Source organism: Labilibacter marinus (assembly GCF_001659685.2).
GTDB lineage: Bacteria > Bacteroidota > Bacteroidia > Bacteroidales > Marinilabiliaceae > Saccharicrinis > Saccharicrinis marinus.
This window is the reverse complement of sequence record NZ_LXYE02000018.1, coordinates 96,815-116,224: the sequence shown is the minus strand read 5'-3', so window position 1 is coordinate 116,224 and position 19,410 is coordinate 96,815. Positions and strand designations below refer to the sequence as shown.

The following is a 19,410-nucleotide window of genomic DNA, read 5'->3' as shown; positions in this document are numbered from 1 at the left end:
ACATAAATAGCCCTGGGTTTCAACCCAGGGAATGTATTAATTAATAATACCGATGCATCATACAGTTGGAAGACTAGCTAAAGATCTTTGCATCGGAAAAATAAAACAAAGATGAGACACATTCTTTCAATATTTATTATAGCAGTGACTTTGATCTCTTGTCAACAAGTAGATGAGGATATGATTAAGATTCATCGTGATAAAACTATCAGCAATAATTTTATTGGTAATGGTGTTCAGTGGTCGGCTTACCCTCATGCCGATACGGAAAATGCCGATTGGGGAAAGCTGATGACCGATGAAAAATGGGAAATGAATTTTCAGCGTTTGGATTATATGCAACCTAAAATGTTTAGGGTGCTAGATCAGGCCAATTGGAGGTATTTAGTTGGGTTTGATAAAAACGATGAGCCTATCCTTGATTTTAATACGCCCGAAATTAAAGCTTTAGAAAAGATATTAGGTTACGCACAGAAGAACAATATTGAAGTGTTGTTTGGAGAATGGGGAACGCCATACAAAATGCACGATACAGATGCTGGTCATGGTGATAAATTTACGGGAGCCAACGATCCTAAATGGATAAAAATAGTGGTGGAGTATTTAGATTATTTAATTAATACCCGTGGTTATACCTGTTTAAAATATTACAACCTAGTCAATGAGCCTAATGGAGATTGGGCAAGTACGAAAGGTGATTTTGTTGAATGGAGCGAAGGAGTAAAGTTACTGGCTGAGGCACTTAAAGAAAGAGGCTTGGATAAATATATTACTGTTGCAGGACCAGATGCCGTAACGCGTTACGATAATCCTAGATCAACCTATACAGGTGCTGGTTGGGTAGAAGAAACAGCGAAACAGCTAGATGATATTGTGGGTATTTACGAAGTGCACGATTATACAGATTATGAATTAGTGCGAAGCGGAGGTTTTAAAAAATACCATGGCGACATTGCTCAATTAATGAAGCATACCAACAAACAAATCATTTTTGGCGAGTTGGGTTTTAGTCGCAATGGAAAAGAGAATCAGGAAAAAGCAGCTCAAGATCCGTATGCTTGTGAAGATAGTCAGTTTGATGTTTTTAAATATAGCTATGGTGTAGATATGGCCGATGCTGTTATTCAAAGTATGAATGCAGGTTACTCAGGTGCTGCGGCTTGGGCTTTGGATGACGCGATGCATACCTGTGGCGATTTGGGTAACAAAAACGAATTGAAGCGTTGGGGAATGTGGAATAGCTTAGGTGCAGAGTTATGCAATAATCCCGAGGATGAGAATATGAGACCTTGGTTTTATTCATGGTCTTTGCTATGTCGCTATTTTCCTACAGGAAGCGAAATTGTAGAAACAGATACCACAGGTATTGAAGGACTGCGTTTAACAGCTGGCGTATACAAGGATGATGTTACTGTTGCTTTAGTAAATAATTCGGGTATGGCACAATCGATATCACTTGGCGTGCAAAGCTCAAAGCCTTTAAAGAAGTTTGTTTATATGGATGGAGAAAGAGCTGTTGATGAGAATGGTTTTCCTGTTCCTACAGAGAAGGATATTAAAGCAAAAAACGGACTTAAACTGGATGTGCCAGCCAATAGTTTTATTCTTCTTACATCACTTGATTATTAAATTAATAGAACTGTAAAGTCTTATTTTTTAGGATGATTTCTAGGTCTTAATACTTTATACTTTTGTCTTTATACTAAAAATATGAATATAGGTGCAATAGATATTACTATTCTGGTGGTTTTCATCGTTGGAATTGTATGGTGGGCTTTAAAAAATGGAAAAAGTGAGGATTCAGATTCTTACTTTCTAGCAGGAAGAAATATGACTTGGCCTGTGGTTGGTTTGTCGCTTTTTGCGGCAAGTGTGTCAAGTTCTACCCTAATGGGACATTCAGGCGAAGGATTTATTAGTGGAATAGCTGTTTTTAATTATAACTGGATTTCAGTTTTAGTAATGGTGTTTTTCGCGTTGTTCTTTCTGCCATTCTATATTAAGTCGGGCATTTTTACCATGCCTGAGTTTCTTGAAAAACGATTCGATAAACGTTCGAGATATTACTTTTCGTTTATAACAATATTTGGTAATGTATTCCTTGATGCGGCAGCCACTCTGTATACTGGAGCTCTAATTATTAAATTAATCTTTCCGGAAGTAGATTTGTTTTGGATTATTGTAATTATGGCTGCTGTAGCGGGATCTTACACTATTGTAGGAGGTTTATCTTCTGCCATTAATGCCGATATGATTCAAGCTACTATCCTTATCATTGGTTCTGGTATTCTTTATTTCTTCGCTTTGGATGAAATAGGTGGATGGGAAGAATTGTATAATCGCTTTGGTGAAGGTGTTTGGCTAAAGCTTACTCGTTCTTTGGATGATCCTACCGTACCTTGGTTAGGTATGTGGGTCGGAATACCCATTTTAGGTTTCTATTTTTGGGCCAATAACCAGGTAATGGTGCAACGTGTATTGTCGGCCAAGTCCATCGATCAAGGTCGTAAAGGAGTTTTGTTTGTAGGCTTTCTTTATCTATTCACTCTATTTATTTTCATCTTACCTGGATTAATCGGGCGAGGTATTAACTTATTTGGAGTTGAGAATCTTCCTACGGATATGATTAGTGGTGGAGCCTTAAAAGAAGGTTTTGGAATTAATACCGATCAGGTTTATCCTCGATTAATCGTGAAGTTATTGCCAGTAGGCTTGATTGGTTTAATATTAGCTGCCATGATTTCCGCTTTAACCTCTACCTTAAGTGCTACCTTAAGTTCGGTATCTACCTTATTTACCATGGACTTTTACTCGCGTTTCGATAAAAAAGCAGATAGCAAAAAGTTAGTTAAAGTGGGTAGAATAACATCCATTGTTGTTTTAGTTTTTGCCGTAGTATGGGCGCCATTTATCGCCAGTTTCGATTCTTTAGTATCGTATTATCAAGAGGTGGTTTCGTATTTAGCACCACCCATTGTAGGTACTTTCTTTTTAGGATTATTTTGGAAGCGTTCAAATCAATTTGGTGCCCTTTGGGGATTAATATCAGGTATATTAGTGGCTATAATTATTATGGTGGCCAAATATGTAATGGATGTAACTATCCCGTATCACTTCTTAATTATTGCGCCTGTAGTAATGGCCTTTAGTATGAGTGTAAATGTGTTGGTGAGCTTATTGACTCGTTTGCCAGATGCAGAAAAGGTGGCGCAAAACACCTGGACGGTTAAAATATGGCACGAAGAAACAGAAGAGCTTAAAGGGGTGGTTTGGTACAAGAATTTTAGAGTGCTGTCACTGCTTTTAGTCATCGCATGTTTTACCATGTATTTCATTTTTAGATAAAACCAAATATTAACTACCACTTCAAAAACAGCTTATTTTATTTAGAATAGGCTGTTTTTGTTTTTCAAAATAGCGACGAACTAATTCTTGAAAGATAGTGTTGTTGCATTCTTCAATCTATAAACCTTAATTTTAATAAAATCATGAAAAAGCTAATCTTCATAGTTATGTGTTGTATGAGCATGTTTGTTTTAGTGCAAGCTCAGCAAGCCATGTCAGACAAAAATTTTAAGTCAACCGAGGTGTTGCCAAATAATAAAGTGGCGTTCCGTATTTATGCCCCAGAGGCAAACAATGTAAAATTAGTTGCCGATGGCATTTGGGATAAAGTAGAGTTCAAGAAAGATAAAGATGGCGTTTGGGAAGGGATTTATAGCAATGTGCAAAAAGGGGCTTATCATTATCACTTTGTGGTGGATGGTGTAAACGTATATGACCCAATGGCCTCGTCTTCACAAGAAACAAAAGCATTGTTGCTGGTTGGTAATGGGCATGACTTTTTTGGAATGAGAAAAGATATTCCTCATGGAGCAATGTCGCAGCGTTATTACTTTTCAAATACTTTGAATAAAACCCGTAGAGTGCACATTTGGACGCCAGCAGGTTTTGAAAAATCAAAAGAAAAACTGCCTGTGTTATACCTGATACACGGAGGTGGAGGAACGGATATGGCTTGGTCAACCATTGGTTGTGCAGGAAATATCTTCGATAATTTATTGGCCGAAGGTAAGATTGAGCCTATGATTGTGGTAATGCCTAATGGCACTATTGAAACAGAGCATATTTTAGATCGAGTTCCTTTGTTTAAAAAGGATTTTATGAATGATCTTGTTCCATTTATAGAAGAAAATTATCCTACTTATGCAGATGCTAAGCACCGTGCCATTATGGGGTTATCAATGGGCGGTTTAGAAACGCTTGAAGTGGTCACTAATCATCCTGATGAATTCAGTTACATAGGCGTGTTAAGTTCTGGTTGGTGGTTAAGTGATAGTTGGAAGGCAAAAAGAGGAACCGTTGATGATAAACAAGCTCGATTGGATCAGCTCAAAAAAGTATCTAAGGTATTTAAGCAGTCTGTGGAGCTCTTATATTTTACGCAAGGAGGAAAGGAGGATTTAGCTTATGATAATGGAATGGAAACACTTGATCTTTTTAAAGAAGCAGGTATAACTTATAAATATAGCGAAAGACCAGGAGGTCACTCTTGGTTGGTATGGCGAAAAGATTTGCGGGATATTTCTCAGCTTCTTTTTAAGTAAATATATAGTATTGAGTATGATTAGAGGAGTCCAGCATTGGGCTCCTTTTTTTCGTTTAACCCGGATTATGTATTAGAATATTGTAATGAGGAATGAAAGTACAATTATTGCGATAAGAGAAGGCAAATTTAAGCTTGATTAAACTTTGCTGAGCGTAGCAATAATCAGAAACTAAATAATCAAGGACTTGTTGAGACGAATCATAGCACCGCTATGGTAAGTTGAGACAAGTTAGTTTACTTCTTGATTAGAAGTAGTTTCATTTCGTAATAGATTTTCTAATGCATATTGCGGGTTTAAGAAGTATTCAACTATGATGATTTCAGGAAATCATTAGTATTTAGTTTTAATTACAAATTTATATTGAGTTGATATTTAGATTTTTGATGTATGTAATTTAATGAATGTTTTTTGATGTAATAGTGAAAATATTAATAAAAATAGGAAGGCGTAAGGAGATCTTGATAGCTAAAATGTACAGGTGCATATCAAGTGTTTTCTTACAAATACTGTTAATAAATTCCCCTCCTTAATTAAGGAGGGGAATCGATTTACATGATTCTAAAATGTTTAATTCATTAGCTTGACGACTATGGCCTGCCGCAAGCAGGTTTATACTTAGTCTTAATATTAATTTATACACATATGAAAAAATTATCTACACTTATTTTATTAGCGATTCTAAGCTTTTTTAATGCTTATTCAAATACGACTAGTTCATCTATTGACGGAACTTGGTATGTAAAAGAGATTGGTATTTATGCCAATAACTTCAACTGGGAAGAATGGGGATGGGACAAGTATGAAATGATTACAAATTATTTGCCTGCTCTTAATCCTGAATTGGATAATGTAATTACGTTTACCGAAACAGGAACTAATGGCGATGGCAAACCAATTGGAACCTATGAAAATAATGTTGGTGAAGATGGGCTTAATGGTGCATTTACAGATACTGATAAGAGTTGGGACTTTACAGATCGTTTACGTACCGTACCTACTGGAACAGGTACATGGGTGTTGGACGGAACGGCTGTAACCATTACAGTTGGAGGCGTAGATTATATATTGAATATCGAAGCAGGTTCAAGTGCTGATGAAATGTCTTTGGCAACACCTCTAGATTATTTATCAGATCAGGTTAGTTGGACTGATACCGACTGGAGTTACGAGGAGTTGGCACACACTTCGCAAAAAATGTGGTATAGTCTTACCAAAACAGTGAGCGAGCCTGATCTAGAGCCTGTAGCGCCTATGAATGTGCAGGTAACGAATGTTACTAGTGATAGCTTTACTCTAACGTGGGAGAATGATCCACTTTCTACGGGAACAAATATTTTTATTGAAGACCCTGAAGCAGCTTCTGGGAATATATATGTAACAACGGCAGCACAAGGCGTTACTAGTTATGTTTATACGGGAGATCAAAATGGCGTAACCATCAGTGGTGATAAAGTGTATATTGCCCGACTTGAGGCACTTCCAGATGCGGATTACAATGCATACACTGAAGCTCTAGTGAATATGAACGAGCCAAATGGAAATACCTTCGCTTACGATCCTAACTTTCATATTTATATTTGTTTCGGACAATCCAATATGGAAGGAGCCGCTATACCTGAAGCGCAAGACAGAGTGGCCAAAAGTCGTTTTCAAGTGATGCAATCATTAAGCTGTCCTAACTTAGGAAGAGAAAGCGGCAAGTGGTATTCTGCCATTGCTCCTTTGTGCCAATGTTATACAGGCCTGTCTGTGGCTGATTATTTCGGACGCACCATGGTAGATAATCTTCCAAATGAGGTAAGTGTTGGAGTGGTGCATGTAGCTATTGGAGGTTCCGATATTCGAGTGTTTGATAAGGATATTTACGGAGATTATTTAGATACTTATCCTGATGCCTGGTTTCAGGATAAATTAGATGCTTATGGCAGAAATCCATATCAGCACTTAATCGATTTGGCCAAGGAAGCACAAAAAAGTGGGGTCATTAAGGGTATTCTTCTTCATCAAGGAGAAACCAATGCTGGAGATGCAAATTGGCCATCTTACGTACAGTCTGTATATAATAATATGCTAACAGATCTTTCCCTGAATGCAAATGAAGTTCCATTACTAGCTGGGCAAGTAGGCCATTCCGACCAAGGAGGTCAGCTTTCAGATATGAATACAATCATCGATCAATTACCTTCTACCGTTTCAACGGCTCATGTCATTTCTTCAAGTGGATGTACTATTCAAGATGATAATATTCATTTTGATGCCGCTGGTGTAAGGGAGTTAGGAAGTAGATATGCCAATAAAATGATGGAGATATTAAATGGAGGTGCTACTGATGTAAATGACAATAGGTTTGAAGGATATAAATTAGGCCAAAACGTGCCGAATCCTGTTTCTAACTCTGCAAAAATATCATTTAATATCGCTCAAGCTGGTCAGGTGTCTTTAAAGGTATATAGTGCTCAAGGAGCTGAAATTACAGAGCTGGTTGGGTCGTCTTTAAATGCTGGATCTCATTCTGTCGAATTTAATTCAGACAATCTTTCTTCAGGTATTTATTTTTATACGATCAAGGTAAATGGTTATGTAGAAACCCGAAAAATGATTGTTTCATCTCTTTAACTTAAGGGTTTCATATAAGTAACTGGCATGGTTTTAAGTATCATGCCAGCTAGCTTATGTAATTATGTATCGGTTTATGTCGAACTCAGGTTATTAATTAAAACTAATGATTTATGAAAAACTCTACCTGCTTGATATTTGCTTTGTTTATTAGTGTTTTAATCCCTACGCTAAGTACAGCTCAAACAAAATTCAAAACACTTAACTACCTGTATAGTATCTCAGGAAATCAATTACTATCTGGTCAGCATAATGATCAAAAGCCCTATCAGGGTTCACCCACCGACGCCAGTTATTGGACAGAAGAGGTATATAATGTAACGGGTAAATATCCTGCTATCTATGGTTGTGATTTATTGTTTCATGGCAATGCTGATATGCGATGGGAAATAACCTACGAAGCCGAAAGTCAATGGAATAAAGGAGCCATGGTAAACATGATGTGGCATGCTTGTCCTCCAACCCAATCGGAACCATGTAACTGGAACGGAGGAATAATAAGTGCGCTCTCTTCCGTGCAGTGGAGCGACCTGTTAACAGATGGCGGAACTTTAAATGGTATCTGGAAAGACAGAATTGATAACATAGCTGCTCCTTATTTACAATACTTAAAAGGTAAGGGTGTTGAGGTTGTTTGGCGTCCTTTTCACGAACAAAACCAAACTATATTTTGGTGGAATTCAATGGGTGCCGAAAATACGAAGGCGCTTTGGAAAATGACGCATGATTACATGAGCAACGACTTAGGTTTAACTAATCTAATTTGGACTTGGGATGTGCAAGATATTCATGCCAACTATGCTCAGTATAATCCTGGCGAAGATTATTTTGATATTGCAGCGGTTGATATTTATGGCAATGGTTTTTACGATTTAAGCTTTTATAATTCCTTAGTAGCTGAAGCCAATGGAAAGCCAGTTGCTTTTGGAGAATGTTTTCATCTTCCATCAGAGTCGGTTATCAACAATCAGCCTCAAATGTCGTTTTTTATGACTTGGGCCTATGGCTTATATGTGGATGCGAACGATAATGCCACCAATACCGTTCAACAAATTATAGATACGTACAACAACCCTAAGATAATTACCCTTGATGAGATGCCCGGATGGCAAGGGGATATAGTCACAAAGCCTACTGCTATTGTCGATTTTGAAGATATTCCGTACCAACAAGGCGGATGGAATGGAACGGCTGAGGTAGTTAATAACTCAGATGCAAGTCAGGTGAACTCTTCGGCTAATGTGTGTAGATATACTACCCCAGCTAATAAAGCATGGAACAATTGTGCGTGGGTTATTTTTGAAGAAGATATCAAATACTCGGAGTTAGATTACATTGAGTTTGCTGTGCGTGCGCCGTCAGCTTCGCAAATGTATGTAAAGCTCGAAAATGATGATGTGACTGGCGAAACGCAGATTGATGCATATGTCACACCCAATGAAGATAGTGATTGGCAGCTGGTTCGACTTGATTTTTCTGAAATTGTTGGAGCTGAAAGTGCTACGGCTACTTTTAATAAACTGGCCTTCTTTTTTAATGTGAATGATAATGTAGGAGGTGAAGAATGGCTGTACGATAATGTGATAGTCTATAAGCAGGAATTAAATACAAGCCCTGTTGCTGATGCAGGTACCGATTTAAATGCACAAGAAGGAGAATTGGTTGTATTGGATGGTTCAGGTTCTGTAGATTCTGATGGGGATGAGTTAAGTTATAATTGGTATGCACCTGTTGGTGTTAGTCTGGATTTGTCTGATCCAGCAAAACCTACATTTATGATTCCTCAGAATACCGATGTTTCGGAATATGAAGTTAAGCTAGTGGTAAACGATGGTTTTACAGATTCGGAAGAAGATAAGGTAGTCGTTAAAATTGAAAATGCCACAGTGCTTGTAAAGAAGAATGTAATGCAAGTATCGGTATATCCTAATCCATCCCAAGGGATTGTTTTTGTAGATGTCACTAATGACGCAAGACTGGAAATATATAGTCTAACAGGTATTAAAGCAATGTCTATTCAGGGATTTAAAGGTAGAAACGAGTTGGATTTATCATCTTTAAATAAGGGTATGTATTTTTTATTGATTCAGGATGAGTATTATAAAGAAGTAGTTCATCTAGTGCTGAAATAGAAATTGCTATTGCGTTTTAAAAGCTATTTAAAAGGAACTCGTTTGGGTTCCTTTTTTAGGTTTCAATAAACTCCAAAGTTATTTTTGGAAATAAAAAATATAAAAACATTCCTTTTGTAAGTACTGTAAATAAAGGATTCGTGCATAAAACTATCTTTTTTTATAAAAAATATTAATCCTCGTTTAAACCTTTTTAAAGTTTTTATATCCAAGAATACGAAGAACGAAAAAAGAAGATATTCTTAAAACGAATGAATAAATCAGTTTAAAAAAGATAGGTTATGAAAACGAAAAATTTATTACTAAGCGGAGCCCTTTTTGCAGGATTATTAATGTTTAATGCATGTGATGATAGCCCAACGGTTGATACACCTGCAGAGCCAACAGTAGATACCGATATTACCGAACAGCAGATAGCTATCGACGATGTGGTAGAAAGTGTATTTGATGAGTTAGATGCAACTTTATCTACAGATTATGAAATGGGAAGTACTACGGAGTTGAAAAGTGCAGGTGAGCAAGTTGGTTGCCCTACTGTAATTGTAGATAGACCTGAAGATGCTAAATATCCTAAAACAGTGACCTTTGATTATGGTACCGAGAATTGCGAAGATAAGCATGGTCGTTTAAAAAGAGGTAAAATCATTGTTACTAAAACTGGGCCACATTGGCAAGCAGGTTCTGAGAGAACGGTTGTTTTTGAAGACTTTTTTGTAAACGATAACAGCGTTGAAGGATCTCGTAAGTATAAAAATGAAGGTTTAAACGAGGATGAAAATTGGGAATTCTCGGTGAATATTGATGTAACCGTTGAAACGACTGAAGAAATTAGCTGGACCAAAAAAGCTGACAAGATTAGAACGTTGATTGCAGGTGGCGACACAAAAGGGTATCCTTGGGATGACCAGTTTTTAATCACTGGTACTTCTTCAGGAACAAGCTCAATGGGTTACTCCGTGGCACGAGAAATTACAACTCCAATTCTTCGTAAAAGAGACTGTCGTTTTGCAGTGTCAGGAATCATTGAAATTGTAAAAACAAAAGACGGTGAAGCTAAAACTACTTGGTTAGATTATGGCGATGGAACATGCGACTACAAAGCTGTAGTAACAGACGAGGAAGGAAACACAAAAGAAATAATGCTAGGCAAAAGATTTAAGAAAAAATAGTTAGTAAACTTGTTGATTATTGAAAGGGTGCTTCGTTTGAGGCATCCTTTTTTTTATACGAAAATATTATAACAAATAGTGGCAATAGTCAAATAAACAAACATGCCAATAATGTCATTTAACGTGGTAACGAAAGGCCCCGTTGCAACTGCAGGGTCAATGTTAAGTCGTTTCATAAATAGCGGAATAAAGGTGCCAAATAGGGAGGCAAATACAATGACTGAAAATAAGGCTACCGAAACCGTATAGGTTAAGGCAATATCTTCTCCAATAATTAAATTATAGGCCAGTATGATAGCTGAAAGAATGGATGCGTTTAATAAAGCGATACCTAATTCTTTAAACAGTTTACCCCATGTGGTATCAAGTCCCATGCTTCCTGAGGCTAGCGACTGTACAATGATAGCAGACGATTGCATACCAATGTTTCCGCCCATAGCACCAATTAATCCCATAAAAATAGCTAGTTCAGGGTGTGAGTCCATCAGTTCTACAAAACCGCTGACAACTCTCGAACTCAATACGCCACCTAGCATTCCAATTAATAGCCATGGCATACGCGCTCTGGTGTGTACCCAAACGCTATCCGAAGTTTCAACGTCATCGGTAATACCCGATGCTAACTGGTAATCTTTTTCTGCTTCTTCACGGATAAAATCTACCACATCATCAATGGTAATGCGGCCCACTAAACGGCCTATGCTATCAATAACAGGCAGGGCTACCAAGTCATATTTTTCCATGATGGTACTAACTTCTTCAGCAGCAACATCTGTCTTTACCGAAATGAGATCATCGTTATATATATCTTTTACGGTTTGTGTTTCAGGAGTTAACAAGAGACGTTTTAAAGATAGGGTTCCTTTTAGTACACCATCATTATCCACCACATACACATAATACACTTCGTCCATCTCCTCACCCTGACGACGCATACTTCTGAGGCAAGTTGTCAAATTCCAAGACTCTTTTACCTTGATGAATTCTTTGGCCATTAAACCACCCGCCGTATCTTCGTCGTAGTTCAGTAGATCTACAATGTCGCCAGCCGACTTAACGTCATCCATGTGCGAAAGCACCTCCTGCTGGCGGTCGTCATCCATCTCACCAAGTACGTCCGCCGCATCATCTGAGTCCATTTTGTCGATGAAGCGCTTGGCAATGACTTCACTCGGTAAAGCACCTAAAAAACGTTTACGCTCATCTTCCTCTAGTTCGGTAATTACATCCGCAGCAGTTTCGTCATCTACCAGCAGGTAAACGAATTTAGCTTGCTCCAGATCGAGTTCCCTAAATAATTCAGCAATATCTGCAGGGTGCAGTTCATCCAGCTTAGTAAGGATTTTCTTTTCCTCTTTCAGCTCAATTAAGCCTATTATCTCATCTACGTATACACGTGTTAAAGTAAACTTTGCCATAAGTGAGGTGGTTACTTAAATGGTTATTGCTGTTGCAAATTAGCTTCTATAAATTGAGTTAACTCAACAAACTCTTGAACGCTTAATTGTTCAGGACGTTTCTTGAAAATTTCCATTTCAGGTACTTTTTCTCTGTTAAACTGAATGGATTTTAATGAATTACTCAAAGTTTTTCTGCGCTGATTAAAGCCTGTTTTTACAACTCGAATAAATAACTTTTCGTTACAGTCGAGTTTTTTAACATCGTTTCTTAAAACTCTAATCACCCCCGATTTTACTTTTGGAGGAGGGTTGAAAACGTGCTCTGGTACAGTAAATAAATACTCCACCGTATAGTAAGCCTGTAAAAAAACACTTAAAATACCGTATGTTTTGCTACCTGGTCCAGCAGCTAATCTTTCGGCCACTTCCTTCTGTAACATTCCTACTACCTCAGGTATTTGGTCTTTATACTCCAATACCTTAAAAAATATCTGGCTCGATATATTATATGGAAAATTACCTATAATGCTAATAGGCTCTTGCGTTATTGTTGTTAAGTCCATTTTCAGGAAATCGCCCGAAATAATGTTTCCTTGTAACGAAGGAAAGTTTTCTTCGAGGTAGGCAACCGATTCAGTATCAATTTCAACAACCTTAAAATTGATGCCTTCCTGAGGAATCAGATACTTCGTTAAAACCCCCATTCCAGGACCAATTTCTAATACATTGGTTTTGTGGTTGGTTAAACCATCTGCAATTCTTTTTGCAATGCTTTCGTCAGTTAAAAAGTGCTGACCTAGATGTTTTTTAGCTTTAACGTTTCTCATCCTTCTGTTTGTATTTAAAAATCAGTTCAGTACAGGATTTACTTATTTGTTATCAAAATGTATAAACTATTGTCAAAAGGTTTTGTCAAACAAATAATCTTTTATAAAATTGCACTCGCAAAAATCTGCCGCAAAGGTAAACTTTTATATCTAATTTTCCTTTTTAATTGCAGTAGGGGCCTCATATAAAACAAACGCATTGAAAAAAACATTACTGAATATTTTAAAATTTCTGATATACTTTAGTATCGGAGGATTCTTAATGTGGTATGTATATCGTAATTACGATATGCAAGAAATAAAAGCAACCTTAAATAAAGGGGTCAACTTTTGGTGGTTATTTCTTTCAATGGTAATTGGTTTAATCAGTCATTTTAGCAGAACGGTAAGATGGCAAATGCTCATAGAGCCAATTGAAAAGAAAACCAGCGTAACCAATACTTTTTTTGCAGTAATGGTAGGATACTTTGCTAATCTTTTGATTCCGAGAATGGGAGAGATTTCGAGATGTGGGGTGTTAAGTCGTTACGAAAAGATATCCGTTTCAAGATTAATAGGTACCGTAGTAGTTGAGCGTTTGATGGATGTTATTATGTTACTGCTTTGCTTGCTGTTGACATTAGCCTTGCAGTTTAATGTGGTTACAGATTTCCTGTTTAAAAATGCCGATTTATCAAAGGTTACCAATATATTTACTTCTGTTTGGACCTACGTTATAATTTTTGGAATAGTAGTTTTACTTCGATTCCTTAAAAAATGGTTCTCTAAAACTTCGCCTTATATGAAGTTAAAGGGACTATGGGCTAAGTTTTCAGAAGGTTTTTTAGCGGTTAAAAATGTAAAGAATAAACCTGCCTTTGTATTTCATACGGTATTTATTTGGGTAATGTACTTCCTGATGATTTACGTATGCTTTTTTGCATTTGAGTTTACTTCTCATCTATCTCCAATGGCTGGTTTAGCTGCTTTTGTATTGGGTAGTTTGGGCATGGTTGCTCCTGTTCAAGGAGGAATGGGGCCTTGGCATTTTATGGTAATTTCAACCTTACAAATGTATGGGATTGCAAAAAATGAAGGTGCTGCATTTGCCTTAATCGTTTGGAGTTCTATCAATGCTATGATTGTAATTATGGGAATTATATCCATGATTATTTTGCCTATTATAAATAGAAAAAAAGCATAATGAAACTCTCGTTTAAAACGGGAAAATGGTTTGGGGTTTTAATAGCCACCATTAGTTATGCGTATATCATTTATCGACTTTTAAACTTTAAAAGTGAGGTGCCACTTTCTTCTATCTCGCCAATAGAAATACAAGACTGGCTTTGGCTAATTCTTGTGCAGATAATACTACTCTTATTCAACTTATTTTTGGAAAGTAAAAAGTGGCAAGTACTCCTGAATTCATTAAAACAGGTGGGCTTTAAAGCATCATTCAAGATGGTTTTAGCAGGCTTTGCTTCCGGAATCTTCACGCCTGCTAAAATTGGAGAGCCAGTGGGTAGGATCCTATTCTTGCCAAAGGAGATTTGGGCAAAAGCCAGTTTGTTAAATTATATAGGTGGAGCTATTCATAATCTTGTAATTGGCGCAGTAGGTTTACTTTGTCTGTTAACATCCTGGAATATACTTTCCGAAAGTGGAGCACTGGCTTTAAATGCGATGCTTTTATTTTTAGTTATATCTTTTTGCGGACTGTTGCTGTGGTTAAAAAGGAGTTGGTTAAAAAAACAGTTGTTGCGATGGAGTAAATTTGGGACAACAATTGTTAAACTATGGGATTTTTCAAAGTCAATATCTAGGAAGGATTTGAATAATGCCTTTCTTTTAAGTATTGCTCGTTTTGCAGTTTATTGCGTGCAGATGATTTTACTTTTATATTTTTTTGATGCGCAATTAAATATTATTCTACTGGCCTTGGTACCAGTGTATTTTTTATTGATTACACTAATTCCTTCTTTTTTTCTAGCAGATGTAGGAATTAGAGGGTCTGTGGCGCTTTATGTGTTTTCGCATTTAGCCATGTCGGATGTAACTATTGTGTTAATGGTTTCTATACTTTGGTTTATTAATCAAGTTGTTCCTGCCGCACTTGGATCATTGTTAATACTAGGTAAAAAGTAAAAGAATAGTTGATTTTTAACCTGCTAGCACTAAAGTTTTGTATTTAGTTATCCTTAATTCTTAAAAATCATTATCTTTAGTTCGATTTTTCCGCGTACTAACCTAATAAAACCGATAAACACCATAATGGAAAAATATATTCTTGATTTAATTTCAGAAAATAATAGAGTTATCATTCCCAACTTTGGAGCATTCATTGTTTCTAAAGAGCATGGGCCTAGTATACTATTTAATAATTTCTTAAGTTTTAATGATGGCCTTTTGGTTAACTATGTTGCCGAGCAAAAGGGTATTGAGACTGTAGCTGCTACCGATGAGGTATTTAACTTCGTTGACGGACTGAAGAAAGAATTAGATGAATCAGGCGAGTATGTCATTAAAAAGCTAGGTACTTTTAAGAAAGATGAAAATGGTATTCTTCGATTTAATCAATCGGATGATTTTGCAGCTCAGTTTACTGAAGGCTTAGTTAAAAGTGATGAAGCTTCTGAAGAAAAGTTGGAGGGAGCAGAAACTTCTGAAGAAACATCAGAAACAAAAGACGGGGTTCTGATACTAGATGAGGAGAAATCTGAAGATACTAGTATTAAGGATGAGGTAGAAGAAAAGGCTGTTGATGTTGAAAAAACTAAAGTTGATGATGAGCCAGCTAAACCTATTGTAAAAGAATTCCCGAAGAAGGATAATAAGGTGATTGTTACTCCTCCTGTATCTACTAAGGCTGTGGAAGAGAAGAAAAAACCAGAGCCTATCAAAAAAACAACTTATAAGAAAACAGTAGTTAAACAAAAAGAAGATAAGCGAGGTTTAATTGCATTTATTGCAATAGCTGTTATAGTTGTTTTGTGTGTTGTTGGCTACTTCGTATTTTTTAATAAGCCTGAAAAGGAGCCAATTAAAATTGCACAGAAGGAAATTGTAAAGCCTAAACCTAAAAAAACACCTGTTAAAAAGGATACTACTCTAGCTGAGAAAAAGAAGGTAGTGAAACCCAAAGAAGAAGCTAAGCTTGTAGTTCCAGCTCTTGCTAAGGGACAGTTTCATATTATAGTAGGTGGATTTAAAAATGTGGAGAATGCCAATAAAATGGTAGATAAGCTTAAAAGCGAAGGTTATACAAATGCACAAATGATTGTAAAAGATAAAATGCATTTGGTTAGCATTGATAATAATGTTTCGTACTCAAAGATGGAAGCTAAGCAGCAAGAAATCTTAAGCAAGCAGATGGGAAGTTGGCTATATAAAGTAAAATAAGCTAGCAAAAGATATATTTAATCCCGAATCTATTCATTGGATTCGGGATTTTTGTTTACTCAAAACAGTAGTATATTCTCGAAAGTGTTATGTGGTTTAGTATAATAGTTATAAGCGTATTGTTGGTTTATATAGGGCTGATTGCTAATTTTATATTAGGCTGGAATAGAATAAAACCATTTAAGGCTTCAGGAACCTCAAATGCAGAAGCGCTACTTTCTTGCATAATTCCTTTCCGAAATGAAGAACATCATTTAAAACAACTGATAACAAATCTAAATCGTCAGCAAAATGCTAATTACGAAGTTGTTTTAGTAGATGATAATAGTACCGATGGTTCGTATGCTTTGGTTGAGCAATTAATAAGTTCATTGGATCATTTTAAGCTCCTTAAAAACAATCTCGGGGAAGGGAAAAAGTTGGCGCTTAAGCAAGGTGTTACAGTGGCTAATGGAGAATATATCGTATTCTCTGATGCGGATTGTATGCATCCTCCATCATGGTTAAGTACCATTGGATCCTTCTTAAATAGCAAAAATACAGATTTGTTAATTGGTCCCGTAAAATATCATTCACCATCAAACTTCTTCGAGTGGTTTCAGGCAGTTGATTTTTTGAGTCTGATTACGTCTGGCGCTGGTGCCGCTGGACTTAATAGGGCTATTATGTGCAATGGTGCCAATTTAATTGTAAAAAAAGCGCTCTGGTTACAAGCGCAGGATTCATTAAACGAAAGCTATGCATCAGGTGATGATATATTTTTATTGCAGTATTGCAAAGATCAAGGGAAGCAGATTGAATTTTTAAAGTCATCAGCAGCTATAGTGCAAACGTTTTGCGAAAAAACGCTTAAAGGGTTTTTAAGGCAGAGAGTTAGATGGGCTTCTAAAAGTAAAGCCTATACCGACAAGTTTACCATATGCGTAGCATGGATTGTTTTTATTTCAAATATGGTTATGCTTACAATTCCTTTGTGGTTTTTCTATAATATATCAATGGCCTCTGTGGTGGCTGTGTTTGCGATGTTCAAAATTCTGATTGATTATATATTGCTAAAAAAAGGAGCTGCTTTCGTTCAGGATAGAATTAACTTTTTTAGCTATATAAGCATTGCCATTATCTATCCTTTTTATATAGTTGCTTCTGTTTTAATGGCTGTAAAAGGGCCTCGTATTTGGAAGGGTAGAAAAATTTAATAATAAGAAAGGGATATCCCGTAAAGAATATCCCTAATATATTTTAATAGTTTTATCTATTATACTTATGGCATTTTGTACATGTAGGCATTAATGTTCATACCCGCACCTACAGAAGTCATCATCACATAATCGCCACTTTCTAAGGATTGTCCTTCGAGTTTGCCACGAACAATTAAATCGAACAAAGTAGGAACAGTTGCTACTGAGCTATTTCCTAAAGTGTTAATAGTCATTGGCATAATGCTGTAGTCTACATCTTTTACTTTGTACAGCCTATATAACCTTTTTAAGATAGCTTCGTCCATTTTAGCGTTTGCTTGATGAATTAGTACCTTTTTAACGTCAGTTAAAGTTAAGTTGTTGGCATCAAGACACTCTTTGGCAACAGAAGGAACCGTAGTAAGGGCGTAGTTGTATAGTCTACGACCGTGCATTTTAAGGTACATATGGTCATCATCCAAATCTTTATTGTATGAATTACCCATCTGTAATAAATCAATATGTTCTTCTGAATCTGTTCTGGCCGAATGTTTCAGGATACCTACAGGCTCTTCGCTTTCAACGCCTTCTAATAAAGCAGCCCCTGCACCATCTGCAAAAAGCATAGAGTCTCTATCGTGCGCATCCATCATTCTGCTTAATGTATCTGCTCCAATTACCAAGGCGCTTTTAGCATCGCCTGATTCAATGTAGTATTTGGCCTGAACCATGGCTTGTGTCCAGCCAGGACAGCCAAAAGTAATATCGTATGCTATGGTTTTAGGATTCTTGATTTTTAGTTTTTGCTTTACTCTGGAAGCCAGTGTAGGAAGCATGTCAGGAAAGTGGCTGCCATGTTTAATGTCGCCCAAATTGTGCGCAACAATAATATAATCCAACTTCTCCCTGTCGAAGTTTGCTGCTTCAAGAGCATTTTCTGCAGCAAAGGTGGCAATGTCTGAAGTTACATGTTTTTCATCAGCACATCTACGCTCCGTGATATCAGTAATTTGTTCAAACTTTTGAACGATCTCCTCGCCAGGAGTTTCAATTTTGCTACCATCACTGTTTAAAAATAATTGATTAGCGAAATCAATGTTTTTAACTACTACAGGAGGGATATAAGATCCCGTACCAGTAGCTACAGCATAAATTTTCATTATTTCCGATTTTTGCATATGTATATCCATACCTCTTGCTTTTTACCCTATGCATTTGGTAAGGATATTTATTGCCTGCGCTAACGCAAACAAAACAACTACTATTTATTTTAAAAACTTTAACTCAAATTTAGACCCATCCCAAACTCCATATGATCTGTGATTTACCCAATCTCCCAGATACACAAACTGGCTACGTTCTTTAAAATCTTGATGTAGCGCAAGGTGGCGGTGTCCAAATATAAAGTAGTCAAAGTGTTCTTCTTCTAATATATCTCTGGCATGAAGCATCAACCATTCTTTGTCTTCACCCAAATATTGGTTCTCATCAGAGTTTTCATTTTTAATTCTGCTTTGCTTCGACCATTTGCGGGCCAATCCAACACCAAAGTTGGGGTGGACTCTAGCAAACATCCATTGAAGCAATTTGTTCGTGAAAACTTTTTTAAGCCAATTGTAACTTTTGTCGTACGGCCCTAATCCATCGCCATGAGCCAGATAAAATGATTTACCATTAAACTCTGTCTTTACAGGATCTCGATGTACAATCATACCTGTTTCTTTAGGTAGATAATCGAAAACCCAAATGTCGTGATTACCCGTAAAAAAATGAACTGGAATACCACTATCGGTGAATTCGCATATCTTACCAAAAAATCGACTAAAACCTCTTGGTACCACATGACGATACTCAAACCAAAAGTCAAAGATATCACCTAACAAATATAAAGCCGCAGTATCTTCCTTGATTGAATCCAACCAGTCAACAAATACTTTTTCGTGTTTACGGCTATCTTTAATGGAAGGAGCACCTAGATGAACATCCGATGCAAAATATATCTTTTTCCCTTTTTCCAACTCTTTCTCTATCATAAATCAACGCACAAAGATATTAGATTTATTTACGCAAAAAAGGGAAATTCGAAACGAATTTCCCTCA

At 36.7% G+C, this 19,410-nt stretch carries 14 protein-coding genes; 10 read left to right on the top strand and 4 right to left on the bottom strand.

All coding sequences use genetic code 11. The features are described from left to right. The first annotated feature begins 111 nt into the window (after window positions 1-111). The 6 genes from A8L32_RS07950 (at window position 112) to A8L32_RS07925 (ending at window position 10,527) form a co-directional block, all read left to right on the top strand. Window positions 112-1,629, top strand: coding sequence for a cellulase family glycosylhydrolase (locus tag A8L32_RS07950; protein ID WP_066629913.1), 1,518 nt, complete (start codon window positions 112-114; stop codon window positions 1,627-1,629). A gap of 81 nt (window positions 1,630-1,710) precedes the next feature. Beyond that, on the top strand, window positions 1,711-3,345 hold the full coding sequence (locus tag A8L32_RS07945; RefSeq protein WP_066629910.1) for a sodium:solute symporter: 1,635 nt from the start codon (window positions 1,711-1,713) through the stop codon (window positions 3,343-3,345). Between the two features lie 143 nt (window positions 3,346-3,488). Beyond that, window positions 3,489-4,607, top strand: coding sequence for an alpha/beta hydrolase-fold protein (locus tag A8L32_RS07940; protein ID WP_066629907.1), 1,119 nt, complete (start codon window positions 3,489-3,491; stop codon window positions 4,605-4,607). Between the two features lie 645 nt (window positions 4,608-5,252). After that, window positions 5,253-7,226, top strand: a complete 1,974-nt coding sequence (locus A8L32_RS07935; RefSeq protein ID WP_066629904.1) for a sialate O-acetylesterase — start codon at window positions 5,253-5,255, stop codon at window positions 7,224-7,226. A gap of 113 nt (window positions 7,227-7,339) precedes the next feature. Beyond that, on the top strand, window positions 7,340-9,358 hold the full coding sequence (locus tag A8L32_RS07930; RefSeq protein ID WP_066629902.1) for a glycosyl hydrolase: 2,019 nt from the start codon (window positions 7,340-7,342) through the stop codon (window positions 9,356-9,358). Window positions 9,359-9,639: 281 nt separating this feature from the next. Beyond that, window positions 9,640-10,527: a hypothetical protein gene (locus tag A8L32_RS07925; RefSeq protein ID WP_066629900.1), complete on the top strand. Its 888-nt coding sequence runs from the start codon at window positions 9,640-9,642 to the stop codon at window positions 10,525-10,527. Between the two features lie 53 nt (window positions 10,528-10,580). On the opposite strand, the gene mgtE is transcribed toward A8L32_RS07925, so the two are convergent. Together mgtE and rsmA are read right to left on the bottom strand one after the other, a co-directional pair. Beyond that, window positions 10,581-11,945, bottom strand: coding sequence for a magnesium transporter (gene mgtE / locus A8L32_RS07920; protein WP_066629897.1), 1,365 nt, complete (start codon window positions 11,943-11,945; stop codon window positions 10,581-10,583). A 23-nt stretch (window positions 11,946-11,968) separates the two neighbouring features. Then, entirely contained in the window at window positions 11,969-12,754 is a 786-nt protein-coding gene (gene rsmA / locus A8L32_RS07915; RefSeq protein WP_066629894.1) for a 16S rRNA (adenine(1518)-N(6)/adenine(1519)-N(6))-dimethyltransferase RsmA, read from the bottom strand. Between the two features lie 199 nt (window positions 12,755-12,953). On the opposite strand from rsmA, the gene A8L32_RS07910 reads away from it, so the two are divergent. The 4 genes from A8L32_RS07910 (at window position 12,954) to A8L32_RS07895 (ending at window position 17,328) form a co-directional block, all read left to right on the top strand. Further along, window positions 12,954-13,937, top strand: a complete 984-nt coding sequence (locus A8L32_RS07910; protein WP_066629883.1) for a lysylphosphatidylglycerol synthase transmembrane domain-containing protein — start codon at window positions 12,954-12,956, stop codon at window positions 13,935-13,937. After that, a complete protein-coding gene (locus A8L32_RS07905; RefSeq protein ID WP_066629877.1) occupies window positions 13,937-14,878 on the top strand; it encodes a lysylphosphatidylglycerol synthase domain-containing protein in 942 nt (313 codons plus the stop codon). Before A8L32_RS07910 ends, A8L32_RS07905 begins: the two co-directional genes overlap by 1 nt. Before the next feature lie 126 nt (window positions 14,879-15,004). Beyond that, complete coding sequence (locus A8L32_RS07900; RefSeq protein WP_066629875.1) at window positions 15,005-16,132, top strand: SPOR domain-containing protein; 1,128 nt, start codon at window positions 15,005-15,007, stop codon at window positions 16,130-16,132. 89 nt (window positions 16,133-16,221) lie between these two features. Then, a complete protein-coding gene (locus A8L32_RS07895; RefSeq protein WP_066629866.1) occupies window positions 16,222-17,328 on the top strand; it encodes a glycosyltransferase in 1,107 nt (368 codons plus the stop codon). Window positions 17,329-17,393: 65 nt separating this feature from the next. Here A8L32_RS07895 and A8L32_RS07890 read toward each other — a convergent pair whose 3' ends face one another. Together A8L32_RS07890 and A8L32_RS07885 are read right to left on the bottom strand one after the other, a co-directional pair. Then, the gene (locus A8L32_RS07890; RefSeq protein ID WP_233145468.1) at window positions 17,394-18,500 is read right to left on the bottom strand and encodes a 3-oxoacyl-ACP synthase III family protein; all 1,107 of its coding nucleotides are present in this window, start codon (window positions 18,498-18,500) and stop codon (window positions 17,394-17,396) included. 75 nt (window positions 18,501-18,575) lie between these two features. Then, on the bottom strand, window positions 18,576-19,343 hold the full coding sequence (locus tag A8L32_RS07885; protein WP_066629864.1) for a UDP-2,3-diacylglucosamine diphosphatase: 768 nt from the start codon (window positions 19,341-19,343) through the stop codon (window positions 18,576-18,578). Between the last annotated feature and the right edge of the window lie 67 nt (window positions 19,344-19,410).